Source organism: Bacteroides sp. K03, assembly GCF_019734355.1.
Lineage (GTDB): Bacteria > Bacteroidota > Bacteroidia > Bacteroidales > Bacteroidaceae > Bacteroides > Bacteroides nordii.
Map to the genome: position 1 here is coordinate 23,823 of NZ_JAASHC010000040.1, position 13,439 is coordinate 37,261.

Below are 13,439 nucleotides of genomic sequence, written 5' to 3' on the forward strand. Positions count from 1 at the left end.
ATATACATTATAGATTATATGCTTAAAAGCTGTATCTTTGCCGTATGAAAAAATTAGTAATTGTAGGATGTGGACGACTTGCTGAAATCGTTGCGGATGCAGTTGTCAATGGATTATTACCCGATTATGATCTGGTAGGTGTTTATTCGCGTACGGCATCAAAAGCCGAACGTATTGTAACTAAAATGCAGCAGTATGGAAAACCCTGTGCCGCCTGTGCTACTCTGGAAGAGCTGCTCGGTTTGAAACCCGACTATCTTGTGGAGTCAGCTTCTCCCAGTGCTATGAAAGCACTTGCTTTGCCTGCGTTAAAAAACGGTACTTCCATCATCACCTTGTCTATCGGTGCTTTGGCAGATACCACCTTTTATGAGGAAGTGAAGAAAACAGCCAGGGAGAATGGTACACGTGTATACCCTGTATCCGGAGCTACCGGAGGATTTGATGTTTTAAGGACTGCTTTCTTAATGGGAAATGCTTCTGCCCGTTTCTTCAACGAGAAAGGTCCGAATGCATTGAAAGGTACGGCCGTATACGATGAAACTTTACAGACAGAGCAACGCATCGTCTTTTCCGGAAATGCAACAGAAGCAATAGGTATGTTTCCAACCAAAGTCAATGTAGCAGTTGCTGCCTCACTGGCCTCTGTTGGTCCGGAGAATATGCAGGTATCCATACAATCCACCCCCGGATTCGTGGGAGATACTCAAAAGGTTGAAATAAAAAATGATCAGGTACATGCTGTAGTAGAGGTGTACAGCGCTACGTCCGATATTGCAGGGTGGTCTGTAGTGAACACCCTGATCAATATAACCTCACCCATTGTATTCTGACAGATTGGCAAGCACTTTCTCGCTCAGGCGGTCAAACGCCTGGCGGGTGCGCCCTGTTGATACCTGCATACAACGCACATGCGGATGATTGAGATACTGTGTGCCTCCCAATGCACCTACCGTATCACAAAAACAAAGATTATCTCCTTCGAGCCATTGTGCAAAGGCAGATTCATCCCATGCCGGTGATAAGCCGGTATTGAACAATATCTTTTTGTTTCCAAGCGCTTTGAATTCAGCATCATGTAATAGAACTGTATTTTTGTTGAGACAACAAAAAACTACTTCGCTCTGAGTAAGAAGCTCATTTAACGGCATGAAACGATATCCTTTGGCTGCAGCTTCCTTTTTCTCACTGCGGGCATAATAAGCAATATCAGCACCCAGAAAATTCAATGCATCTGCTATCATGCCACCGGACTTACCAAGCCCCACAACACCAACCTTCAATCCGGTAATCTCACGTGCCATACCATCCCATGGTTCCTGCCCGAATCCATGCAAACAACGTACCAGTTCACTAATCACATACTCTACCACTCCTTCATCACCATAATCGCGGATACCCGTTACCGTAATCCCCTGTTGGTTGGCATAACGAATATCTACATTAGCACTTTCCGGAGAATAGAGTGAACAACACATGCCGATATACTTAACATTAGGGCATTTCTCCAATGTATACCGGTTTATCCGGGAAGTATAACTTAAAAGTACAGCATCGGCATCACCAATACGGGCTGCAACTTCATCATCTCCCTCCGGTATATCGGAATACATAATAACTTCATTTGCAAAAGAATGCAATGCTTTTTCTGCTGAAGGAACCAGGCTTACCGGTTCTATCGCTACAAGTTTATGAAACATAGTCTTAAAATTTTAGCGGTAAAGTTAATAAAAAATGGCCTTATAAAGGCTCGTCACACCATATTCTTTGGCAGTTCCTGCATAAACCAGCCTAAAGCACAAATGAAACAAAACAAACTAAAAGAAGAATACTTTGCCTCGAATTTCTCTATCTTTGCAAGAAATTATATAGACTCTAATATTTCTTATATAAAAGAAAAGATGCATTCAAGAAAAGAACAAATGGAAGCCTTCGGCCGCTTCCTGGACATATTGGACGAGTTACGCGTAAAATGCCCGTGGGATCGTAAACAGACTAATGAAAGTTTACGCCCTAATACGATTGAGGAGACTTATGAACTCTGTGACGCTCTGATGCGCGATGATAAGAAGGATATCTGTAAAGAGTTGGGAGATGTGCTGCTGCACGTGGCTTTTTATGCCAAGATAGGTTCGGAAACAGGAGACTTTGACATAAAGGATGTATGTGACAAGCTCTGTGAGAAATTAATCTTCCGTCATCCTCATGTATTCGGAGAAGTAAAAGCCGAAACCGCCGGACAAGTTTCTGAGAACTGGGAACAATTGAAATTAAAGGAGAAAGACGGCAATAAAACGGTGCTTAGTGGCGTACCATCCGCCCTGCCCTCTTTAATAAAAGCTTATCGTATACAAGACAAAGCCCGGAATGTAGGTTTCGATTGGGAAGAAAAAGAACAGGTGTGGGATAAAGTAAAAGAAGAAATTGCAGAATTTCAGGAAGAGGTAGCCAATATGGACAAGGTCAAAGCGGAAGCAGAATTCGGCGATGTAATGTTCAGTCTTATCAATGCTGCCCGCTTATACAAAATCAACCCGGATAATGCACTGGAGCTTACGAATCAGAAGTTTATCCGTCGATTCAATTATCTGGAAGAACACACGATCAAAGAGGGTAAAAGCCTTAAAGACATGTCACTCGAGGAAATGGACCGTATCTGGAACGAAGCAAAAAAGCTTGAGAGGTAAAAGTTGAAAATTGAAAGTTGAAAGTTAGCTGCGCTGTTATGCCACATAGTAACTTTCAACTTTTAACTCTCAACTAAATAAGGGTTATTTATCTTTTCGGTTTGCATTTTTCAGCAGTTCCCTGTGAAAACGCATTTCGGCTTTCTGCACCATATAAATTTTCTTATTCGATAAGATTTTCTTGAATTTCTCGTAATAATCTCTTTCCAGCTTGTCCGAAGCTGAACGGGCATCATATACACCTTTCAGAATTTCAGCATACTGAGCCTCTGTCGTTTTATCATCTTTTCCTTTACGAAGTAACCCCCAAGCCTTATCATTCAACGCTTTCTTTTTATCCTGAAGCTCAAAGTATACAGGAAAGAACTTTGCTGCTTCTTCTTTGTTCAAACCAGCTTTCTCAATAATGAATGCCTTCTGCTTGGCACGGAATTCTTCCGGTGACAGACGTTGTTGGTTGCACCCATCCATAGCCCACAACAAAGGAGTAAAGCCGCAAATGATAAACAGCAGAATAATCAGTCTTTTCATTTTTATAAAATCAGTTTAATTTATTTTATTCCACACTGGCATCAGTGAGATATACATACAATGAATAATCGTCCATCATCGAACCTTCGAGCACAGCATTAATATACTCATCAGAATCACTATCAACCTCTACCGTCTCCATCACAGCCATTTCTGTAGCCTCAGGTTTATAGTTTACCGATGCAATACGAATAATAAATGCAGCTCCGACAAACATTGCCGCCATATAGGCCAATGGCTTAATTTTGTCCCACTTCGTCGTTTTTTTCACTTCAAAGGCAGATTTTTCCTTTTCGGGAAGCATGTTCATCACTTCTGAAGTAAGATTCTCAAAGTATCCATCAGGCACCTTAAAGGCATTGCCTGTACCTACTTTCTTCAATATTTCATCTTCTTCTTTCATATAATCTTCTCCTCTCTTTTTCTTAGACATTTAATGATTTAAAAGGTTTAATCAACACCTTCCAAAAACTTTTCGATTTTCTTCACTGCATGATGATAGGATGCTTTCAATGCTCCTACAGAGGTACCAAAGATCTCCGACATCTCTTCATACTTCATCTCCTGGTAATATTTCAGATTGAAAACCATGCGTTGTTTCTCCGGCAGTGACAATAAGGCTTTTTGCAACATAAGCTGTGCCTGATCACCGGAAAAATAGGGATCACTTTCCAGCCTCTCCACGACAGCAGCTTCCGGATCGTCGATGGCTACGGTATTCATAGCACGCTGCTTATTCAGAAAAGTAATACATTCGTTCAGGGCAATGCGATAAAGCCAGGTAGATAGCTTCGCTTCTGCCCGGAAATAGTCGATGTTCATCCATGCCTTGACAAACGTATTTTGAAGAAGGTCATTTGCGTCATCATGAGAAAGTACCATCCGGCGAATCTGCCAATATAATTGTTCGCTATATTGCGACACAATCATTTCAAATCCTTTTCGTTGTGTACCTTCGTCCTGAAGGAGCCTTAAAACCTCTCGTTCTTTATAAGAATTCATAAGGTTATTAGTATTCTGTATGTTATGCTTATTTATGGTTCAATTTATTCAATGCTTCAAGCAAAGGGTCATCATATTTGTAAATATCATCACAGTAACTGAGCTTGCCATCGGCAGCCAGATACATGGTTTGATAATCCAGGAACAGAGGAATAGCTTCCTTCAGACTATAATGCTTAAGTTCCCGGTATGCTTCGCTCCGGTTCAGTTTTTTGCCTTCATCGCTCTTCGGAGCTATGTCCATGGCAATACGAATGCGATCTTCCAACAGTTCGTCCGGCTTTTCCAATAAGAAAAAGGCAAAGTCCAACGCTCTCTCCAACCTTACACAACCATGACTTACCGCACGATTGGAACGGTTAAAGGCCCAACGGGAAGGAGTATCGTGCAGATAGACAGCATACGGATTGGGGAAACGGAAAATAATTCGCCCTAAAGAATTGCCTTCTTTGTTGTCCTGCTTTACAGTAAACGGTACGCCTGCTGTATATTTAGCCCATTTTATATCATGAGGATTTACCCGGTTTCCATTCTTATCATATACTTTCATCCGGTTTCGGGTGAAGTAAGTAGTATCGCGACGATAAGACGGAATAATCTCCTTACGTATTATATTTTGGGGAACATTCCAATAAGGATTCAACTCCATGTAGTAAATCTTACTGTAAAGCAAAGGAGTTTTATTTCTTACTGAACCACAGCAAATACGCATCTCAAGAATCGAATCGACCTCCTCATTAAAAGCCTGTAACATAAAGGCAGCTATATTACCGATCACATATTTAGAACCTTTTTCGGGTTTATATTGCCAGCGGGCTCGCTCCAGATTGATCAGCAAATGATTCTTATAGTAAGTAAGAGGGCGATTGAGATAACGGATGGTATAAGTCCCTATAGAATTGTCTGCAGACAGGCGGTTCGTTAAACGGAATTGATTTACCGCCTCCAGTAAAGCAGAAGTCAATGTATCACCTGAGAATTGTTGTTTCAGTTCTCCGGTTTGCATCAATCTACCGGCAATCAATGGTATGATACGATGCCTCTCTCCCACTTTCAGTAAAGTATCACCAATAAGCGGAATTTCTTCAAATTCGGCCTCTCCTAGAGAATCCAAGCGTGCTAATTCTTTCTGCATACTGAGATAGAAGGGAGAAGTGGGCTGAGCCTGGCGAAAAGCAGCAAAAGGATTCTGCCTCAAAGAAGCCAAAGCCTCCAGAGCAAACTCTTTACTATACTCCTTCAAAGGAATGGGGTAAGGTTCTTTCTGTTTTTCAGTATCACTCTTTTTCTTAACATCCTCTTCCTGATTATTCAGAAGTTGTACTGGAGAAATAAAACCATATTTAAGTCCACAGGTATAAAACAGGTAAGAGCTTGTCAACCCGTATTCCAAACGTGCCAGTAGATGATTGATCGTTTCGTCTTCATGCAACTGCAGAGAACGGAAACGTTCCAGATCGGTTCGTATATCAGAGACATTAAAAAGTGCCGGATTTAATCCATGCCGATGAGAATTCTCTAACCAGTAAAGGAGCGAATCGGCATATTGCCCTACGCCATCTTTCATCCAAAACAATGCTGCACTATCTGCTGCATAATAACTCACCATAGCCGAGTCCCAGGCCATCGTATCATTAGTATTTGACAAATTTATACGGACGTATTGACGTATACTATCAGAATTTATTAAATATGCAGGATGAACTAATTCATGAAAAGAGGACAGGGAAAGAACAACCGGAGATTTTGGTTTCTCTTCCTTACAGGCAGATACCACCACGAGTAGAATAAGAAAGCTTAATACGATCCGCTTCATCATCCATCTCTTTATTTTATTACTACTTTCCTCACTATATCACCTATTTTAAAGATATAATATCCCTTCGGAAGATTTAAAGTCACTGATTTATCAACTGTATCAATACGCACTGAGGTGACCTTCACTCCAAGAATATTGTATACTTCCATCAAAGAACCAGGGGTAGCATTCTGAACGCGCACTGTAGTACCGGACACAGTCAATGTAAGAGAAGACTGCTCACTCTGAACAGTTTCCGCTTTACGCCCTTCCTGCGCCGTCATTGTGGAAAAAGGCAGGAGAGTCAGAGCAAAGAAAAAGTAGAAAAATAACCTTTTCATCTGGTATGTATCCGATTCTGTTTATTCAGTACAAATATACGTTGTTCCTCCCTATAAAACAAACTTTACGCCTGAAAGTTGTCACAGATTGATGCAGAGGTTCTCCTTAGCCAGGATAGTATTTGGAAAAACAGCAGCGGCTTCTTCCAGCAAGACCTGTTCATTCTCATAACGTGCCGAAAAGTGCCCGATGACAAGTTGCTTTACTCCTGCATCCAGAGCGAGCCGGGCTGCCTGAGAAGCAGTAGTATGAAATGTCTCTTTGGCTCTGGGCAAATCAGTCTGAGCAAATGTAGCTTCATGAAACAGGAGATCAACACCGGCAATCTGACGGGCTATCTCTTTCCGATAGATAGTATCAGAACAATAAGCATATTTTCGAACGGGCTCAGAAGGGCGTGTGAGACGATCATTGGCTATCACTTCTCCTTCCGGAGTTACAAAATCAGCCCCGTTCTTAATGCGGTTTAGTTCGTAGACCGGTACCTGATAGAAATCAACCATCTCCCTGATGATGTGATTGGGACGAGGTTTCTCAGCAAACAGGAAACCGCAGCAAGGAATGCGGTGTTGTAAAGGAATTGTCGTAACAGTCATGGAACGATCTTCATAGATCAACACAGGCTCTTTCGTATCAAATTCATGAAAAACAACCTGATAACTCATGTTCTTACAGAAAAAGGCCAGTAGCGGAGAAAACAATTCTTCCAACCCTTTAGGAGAATGAATATGGAGTTCTGCCGTACGTCCTAACAATCCGAAAGTAGAAATAAGCCCCATCAGGCCAAAACAATGATCGCCATGCAAATGAGAAATAAAGATGTGATTCAACCGGGAAAACTTCAACCGGGATTTACGAAGTTGCATCTGTGACCCTTCGCCACAATCTATCATAAAAAGTTTGTCACGCAGGTTCACTACCTGTGAAGTCGCAAAATGCCGTGTAGTAGGCAACGCAGAGCCACAGCCCAATATATGTAATTCAAATTTCTCCATAACAGAGACAAAGATAATGCAAACCGAGAGCAGAATAAAATGAACCTGTTCATTTTTTATGCCAGGATGCAGCTTATTTTCGTTTTGATGCAAAGATAAAAAGAAAAAGGGTATCAGCGAACTGATACCCTTTCTAAAAATATTATAGAATTAATCGAATTAATTCTTACCTTCCAACTGTTCTTTCAAAGCAGCCAAAGCATCGATGTCACCCAGAGTTGTAGAAGCAGCCTGATTCTGAATCATCGGAGCATCTTCTTTCTTAGCAGAAGTCTTCTTTGCATTAGAAGCAGCTTTCTTTTCAGCTCTTTCTTCTGCCTTAGCAACATCTTCAAAGATACGGCTGTGAGACAGAATGATTCTCTTAGCATCCTTGTTGAATTCGATTACCTTGAACTCAAGTTTCTCGTCCAACTGAGCCTGTGAACCATCTTCCTTAACAAGGTGTTTCGGAGTAGCGAAGCCTTCAACACCATAAGGCAGAGCAACTACAGCGCCCTTATCCAACATTTCGATGATTGTTCCTTCGTGTACTGAACCTACAGTAAATACTGTTTCGAATACATCCCAAGGATTTTCTTCGAGTTGTTTGTGACCAAGGCTCAAACGACGGTTTTCTTTGTCGATTTCCAATACCTGAACTTCGATATCAGCACCAATCTGAGTAAATTCTGATGGGTGTTTTACCTTCTTAGTCCAAGACAGGTCAGAGATGTGGATCAATCCGTCAACACCTTCTTCGATTTCTACAAATACACCGAAGTTAGTGAAGTTACGAACTTTTGCAGTATGCTTAGAACCTACAGGATACTTATCTTCGATAGTTTCCCATGGATCTTGTTTCAATTGTTTGATACCCAAAGACATTTTACGTTCTTCACGGTCCAGAGTCAATACAACAGCTTCTACTTCGTCGCCCACTTTCATGAAGTCCTGAGCAGAACGCAGGTGCTGTGACCATGACATTTCAGATACGTGGATCAGCCCTTCAACACCGGCAGCAATTTCAATGAATGCACCGTAGTCAGCCATAACAACCACTTTACCCTTCACGTGGTCACCTACCTTCAAGTCAGGATCAAGTGCATCCCATGGGTGCGGAGTAAGTTGCTTCAGACCCAAAGCAATACGTTTCTTTTCGTCATCGAAGTCGAGGATAACAACGTTGAGCTTCTGATCGAGTTCAACCACCTCTTTCGGATCGCTTACGCGGCCCCATGAAAGGTCAGTGATGTGGATCAATCCGTCTACGCCACCCAGGTCGATGAATACACCATAAGAAGTGATGTTTTTAACGGTTCCTTCAAGAACTTGTCCTTTTTCGAGCTTACCGATAATTTCTTTCTTCTGTTGTTCCAGTTCAGCTTCGATAAGAGCTTTGTGAGATACAACAACGTTTTTGAATTCCTGGTTGATTTTAACAACTTTGAATTCCATTGTTTTTCCAACGAATACATCATAGTCGCGGATCGGTTTAACGTCGATCTGAGAACCCGGCAAGAATGCTTCGATACCGAATACGTCTACGATCATACCACCCTTAGTGCGGCACTTGATGTAACCCTTGATAATTTCTTCGTTTTCCAGAGCAGCATTAACGCGATCCCAAGAACGGGTAGCACGAGCTTTTCTGTGAGACAGAACCAACTGTCCTTTTTTGTCTTCCTGATTTTCGATGTATACTTCTACAGTATCACCAATTTTCAAGTCAGGATTGTAACGGAATTCATTCAAAGGAATGATACCGTCTGATTTGTAACCGATGTTCACAACGACTTCACGCTTGTTCATTGCGATTACAGTTCCGTCAACAACCTCACGGTCGTTCACTTTGTTAAGCGTACTGTCATAAGCTTTTTCGAGTTCCTCTTGGCTGGCGCCAGCGAATGATTCGCCATTTTCATACGCATCCCAGTTGAAGTCTTCAACAGGAGCAATGTTCTTTAAGTTTTCCATTAATAATTAATTGTTTAGAGATACTTTAATTAAATAAGACATTATATTATTCTATAAATCGGGCGCAAAGATAAAACATTTTTCGTGACTAACCAAAGTTTAGTATAAAAAAGCCGTCTCACGACGGCTAATATTCAGATATTTAAGTTATTCAGACATTCGTCTTACAATTTGCGCGGATTGCGTTTACCGTTCGATTGGATATTAACCGGACTGCCTTTATAGCCAATATCACCACTTCCGGATATATTGCATTTTAGTGTACCGGAAACATAACAGGAAATAGAACCGGAGCCATCTACACTTGCATCTACATCAACAGCTTTCAGGTCTTTCGCATTCAGATCGCCGGAATTGCGTAATGATAATACAGCCCGTTGTGCCGTACCTGCTACCTTCAAATCACCGGAGCCTTGCAATTCAGCCTTTACGGTCTCTCCCTGTATCCCCACAAAATCCAGATCACCGGAGCCGGACAGGTTGACTGTTACATCCCCAGCTACATTGGTACCTTTCACCTTCAGGTCTCCTGATCCATGAAGAATTGCCGTAGTAGACTTAGCCGTCAGGTTATATATATCCAGATCACCGGAGCCGGATAAATTCAAATCTACATTCCCTGCATTGATACTGTTTTTGACAGAAATGTCACCGGAACCTTGCAGAGTTGCCGAAAAAGCATTCGTACAAACGATTTCCCCGGCATTGATATCTCCGGAACCTTTCAGAGTAAGGGATAGACGATCTGACTTCACTTTATTATTTAAGACTACATCTCCTGATCCTTGCAATAACACATCTTTCAACATGGGGCTGGAAGCCATTATTTTTAATCTTCCCTCTTTACCAAACTCAATATTTGTACCTTTCTTGAAAGAGACAAACAGTGTGCCATCAGATACTGTACACTCTACCAGGTTGAGAATATTATCCGACCCGTAAATCTCTAAAGTTGATTTATTATCAGTAGACTGCGTATAAATAACTGTCGGACTTCCCTGAAGGTTTATCTTGTCGAAACTTCCGATTTTGATATTTTTTGTTTTATACGTTCCGTTTGCTTTTACACGGTTAATCTGGGAACAAGCTGTTGTTGTAGTCAGCAAGAATGAAAACAAAGTAATCATTCCAATAAATCCTCTCATATTCATATTTTTTTCATTTAAGTAGTTTGTAATATCTATAAGACGCAAACAGTATGCGAAAGGTTGCATGGCAGATCATGTTTTTATGATAAAAACTTTTCAGTGTGTCTCAAAGTGTATCCATAGGTTGAGAAAGTTTTCTCAACGCTTTGAGAAACTTGTTTCAATACGTTGAGAATATTTTCTCAACAGGTTTGAGAGTATTTGTTTCAATAGGATGAGAAAATATTCTCAATATAAAGAAACAAAGTGTTTTCATATGAAAATAAAACATCTTCCACCATTTAAACAGCTGATAAGTAGCAACATTCAAACAATGGAAGATGAGAGAGAAACTTATTTAAGAGAGAGTTATTCTATCAACAATTTTAATATCGACGGACGACTACCACCTTCTGTCAGCACGTAAGCAATATACATTCCGGCAGCTAAATGTCGCACATCAGTATCATAAGATTTCCTTCCGGGAGCAATATTCAATACCGGTTTTCCATCAAGAGAATACATGATTAAATTCTTGATTGCATTCTCACTTTCCAGATGAAGCACGCCTTGCCGGTACGACATAGTTACCTCTGACAATGAAGCAGAAGGAGTACAGATACCTGTCCCTGTATATGAAACCGTTACCGATTCAGAGTCCGGCGTATCGCCAAAAGAGCCTTCAGCGCGAACCGTATATACGTTTTCTCCTGAAAGCGGAGCGGTATCTGTAAAAGTAGAAGTTGTGGCAGTGCCAATCTTCTCTCCGTTTCTATAAATCGCATAGCCGGTTATGATAGAATGCTCTACCTGCGGATAAACAGTAACATCGTCTACATGCCACCAGTAAGACAGCCCCATCTGATTGGTATCATATGCATGAAAAGCAATTTTCATATCATCAGACATATAAGGAGATAAGTCGATATCAACCCGGGTATATTTATTCACAACGGAACAATCTGTTTTCAAATCCCATATTTTCTCCCAGGTTATACCCCCATCCGAACTCACTTCTACATAATAAAAATTAGCGGGATTATTCTTCTGAGGAGCTGTAGACTTAGAATAGAATGTCAGCGACTTACCTTTTGAAAAAGAAGGAGATATCAGATATTCATCCTGATGGATATCCTCCCAGGCATCCAACAGACGCATTGAATAATTTCCGGTATAGGGTTCTGCATATTTTTCAGACTTTTTCCATACCCATCCCCGATCACCTTCATTCTTTATTGTCCACTTAGCCAGACTCTGCGAATCTTCAAAATCTTCCACCAAAGCCGGAGTACCTTCGTGTGGAGCTACCCATGACAAAACAATGGCATTTCCTTCCACTTTGGCGGTCAAAGCAGAGGGGGACTGTATGAGATTGGAACGCTGTGAAACATTTACTGAAGCGGTAATAGAAACATCCTCCACTCCTTGTAAATGAAAGGCAGCAGTGCGCAGCTGTGCATTTTCATTCGCAGATTTAGCCTGCAAAATGAGAGTCGACTTACCCGCTTCACCCTGAAGAGGGGTAACAGTCAGCCAATCGGGTATATCTACAGCCTTCCAGGCAACATCTGCCTCAACGTTCACTTCAACAGTACTCTCAGCAGCACCACCCAAAGCTACATCCGGTTTCGGGATATAAATCTGAGGCATCAGCTCCAGCAAATCAAAAGAGATCGTCTCGCCACAGGAAGATATATTCGCCAACGCGAATTTAGCCTCTTTCCCATCACTATAGAAAGGCTTAAAATCAGCAGTTCCCCCCAAAGAAGTGCGTCCGCTTTCAGTACTGAAAGCTGCTTTGTTTATGTCACCATCAAGTTTGGTTGTTCCTCCCGGACGGAAAAGGTATTGTTCGTCCAGACGAGTGGTTCCATTATAGTTCAGATTTCCACCTGTCACATTAGGGTTAATACGATAAACCAGCAAACCGGAGGAAGGCAGACCAATATCAAAAGTCCCGGCTTTTTTCCGATACTCTACAATAAAATATTCATCGGAACCGGTAGGCTTTATTTTATAAGCAATATTCTCTTTACTACTGCCTCCCACAGGATTCAACGTATATGTACCCGGAGTGGATATTTCGGGAATTTCGTCAATCCATTTGCAGTAACGGTATTTGGTATATGTACTCATCTGCTGGGGAGTCTTCAGGTTGTCGGACATCAGATCCCACACCCCTACCGGATTCAGGTCGTCATTCACATGATAAAGGTCATAGGTACCTAATGTGTGAGACATTTCATGACAAAGCACACCTGTATTCAAAGGTACAGGACTCAAAGAACTCCACCCGTTGGCATCATTAAATACCATCAGATAACCTACTATCTTTTTGCCTTTTACATAAATAGCCTTCTCGTCGGGCAATGCCAAGTCCGAACGGTGCGGCCAAAGTAAATGCCTGGCACCCAATTCGGAATTCCCACTTACGATAATACAGATATTATCAAGCAATCCATCATTATTAGCATCGATTACTATATCATCAGGTAGATTCTCAGAGAGATAAGCAGCCAGTTCTTTTATCAGAGCCTGTTCGCGTGCAGCTTTCTCGGTTTCATTGCTATATCCTTGTTCATTGATACTACCTTTCTCTCGATAATATCCACGTTCATTTTTTGCTCTATAAGAAAGAATTTGCGCACCATTCGCTTTCGGGAAGAAAGCACTTTTCCAGAAAAGCTGGTCGTAGGAGGCTTCACGAAAATAGTTATATACCGAATTTACTCCTGCAGCATCAGCATTAAACATCGCTTCATAGTAACTGATGGGCTTGTCAAATTGCTCATTGTTCTCTTCATCGGCAAAACTCAGAAAACAAACCAGATTGCTCAACTCACCCTTATTCTTTTCGGCAGCCGACAATAGGATCGGAAAGAATAAAACAACGAACCAAAGAATAATATATCTCTTCATCGTTTTACATTAATTATAGTAAATAAAAGAGGGAAGCAGTCGCTATCTCATCAAAAGGATGAAAATAAGCAAACGCTTCCCC

The 13,439-nt window shown here is 41.4% G+C and carries 12 protein-coding genes; 2 read left to right on the forward strand and 10 right to left on the reverse strand.

The genetic code is table 11. The features are described from left to right. The first annotated feature begins 44 nt into the window (after window positions 1–44). Window positions 45–833, forward strand: a complete 789-nt coding sequence (locus tag HCG69_RS19010) for an aspartate dehydrogenase domain-containing protein (protein ID WP_221651338.1) — start codon at window positions 45–47, stop codon at window positions 831–833. Here the strand turns inward: HCG69_RS19010 and HCG69_RS19015 are convergent. Continuing rightward, the gene (locus HCG69_RS19015) at window positions 816–1,700 is read right to left on the reverse strand and encodes an NAD(P)-dependent oxidoreductase (protein ID WP_221651339.1); all 885 of its coding nucleotides are present in this window, start codon (window positions 1,698–1,700) and stop codon (window positions 816–818) included. The two genes, HCG69_RS19010 and HCG69_RS19015, sit on opposite strands and share 18 nt — an antisense overlap. A gap of 201 nt (window positions 1,701–1,901) precedes the next feature. Between HCG69_RS19015 and mazG the strand changes: the two genes are divergently transcribed. Continuing rightward, window positions 1,902–2,687, forward strand: a complete 786-nt coding sequence (gene mazG / locus HCG69_RS19020) for a nucleoside triphosphate pyrophosphohydrolase (RefSeq protein WP_221651354.1) — start codon at window positions 1,902–1,904, stop codon at window positions 2,685–2,687. Between the two features lie 84 nt (window positions 2,688–2,771). Here mazG and HCG69_RS19025 read toward each other — a convergent pair whose 3' ends face one another. The 9 genes from HCG69_RS19025 to HCG69_RS19065 form a co-directional block, all read right to left on the reverse strand. Next, window positions 2,772–3,218 carry a hypothetical protein gene (locus tag HCG69_RS19025; protein WP_221651340.1) on the reverse strand — a complete coding sequence of 149 codons (447 nt, stop codon included), beginning with the start codon at window positions 3,216–3,218 and terminating at the stop codon, window positions 2,772–2,774. 25 nt (window positions 3,219–3,243) lie between these two features. Beyond that, on the reverse strand, window positions 3,244–3,651 hold the full coding sequence (locus tag HCG69_RS19030) for a hypothetical protein (RefSeq protein WP_221651341.1): 408 nt from the start codon (window positions 3,649–3,651) through the stop codon (window positions 3,244–3,246). Between the two features lie 17 nt (window positions 3,652–3,668). Then, a complete protein-coding gene (locus tag HCG69_RS19035; RefSeq protein WP_007484381.1) occupies window positions 3,669–4,220 on the reverse strand; it encodes an RNA polymerase sigma factor in 552 nt (183 codons plus the stop codon). Between the two features lie 28 nt (window positions 4,221–4,248). Further along, on the reverse strand, window positions 4,249–6,039 hold the full coding sequence (locus tag HCG69_RS19040) for a murein L,D-transpeptidase (RefSeq protein ID WP_221651342.1): 1,791 nt from the start codon (window positions 6,037–6,039) through the stop codon (window positions 4,249–4,251). Window positions 6,040–6,047: 8 nt separating this feature from the next. Further along, window positions 6,048–6,359, reverse strand: a complete 312-nt coding sequence (locus HCG69_RS19045) for a T9SS type A sorting domain-containing protein (RefSeq protein WP_195570293.1) — start codon at window positions 6,357–6,359, stop codon at window positions 6,048–6,050. Window positions 6,360–6,440: 81 nt separating this feature from the next. Continuing rightward, the gene (locus tag HCG69_RS19050) at window positions 6,441–7,355 is read right to left on the reverse strand and encodes a ribonuclease Z (protein WP_221651343.1); all 915 of its coding nucleotides are present in this window, start codon (window positions 7,353–7,355) and stop codon (window positions 6,441–6,443) included. Window positions 7,356–7,514: 159 nt separating this feature from the next. Further along, a complete protein-coding gene (gene rpsA, locus HCG69_RS19055) occupies window positions 7,515–9,311 on the reverse strand; it encodes a 30S ribosomal protein S1 (protein ID WP_221651344.1) in 1,797 nt (598 codons plus the stop codon). Window positions 9,312–9,475: 164 nt separating this feature from the next. After that, complete coding sequence (locus tag HCG69_RS19060) at window positions 9,476–10,456, reverse strand: head GIN domain-containing protein (protein WP_255586303.1); 981 nt, start codon at window positions 10,454–10,456, stop codon at window positions 9,476–9,478. A gap of 351 nt (window positions 10,457–10,807) precedes the next feature. Further along, window positions 10,808–13,357: a M6 family metalloprotease domain-containing protein gene (locus HCG69_RS19065; RefSeq protein WP_221651346.1), complete on the reverse strand. Its 2,550-nt coding sequence runs from the start codon at window positions 13,355–13,357 to the stop codon at window positions 10,808–10,810. Window positions 13,358–13,439: the final 82 nt, after the last annotated feature.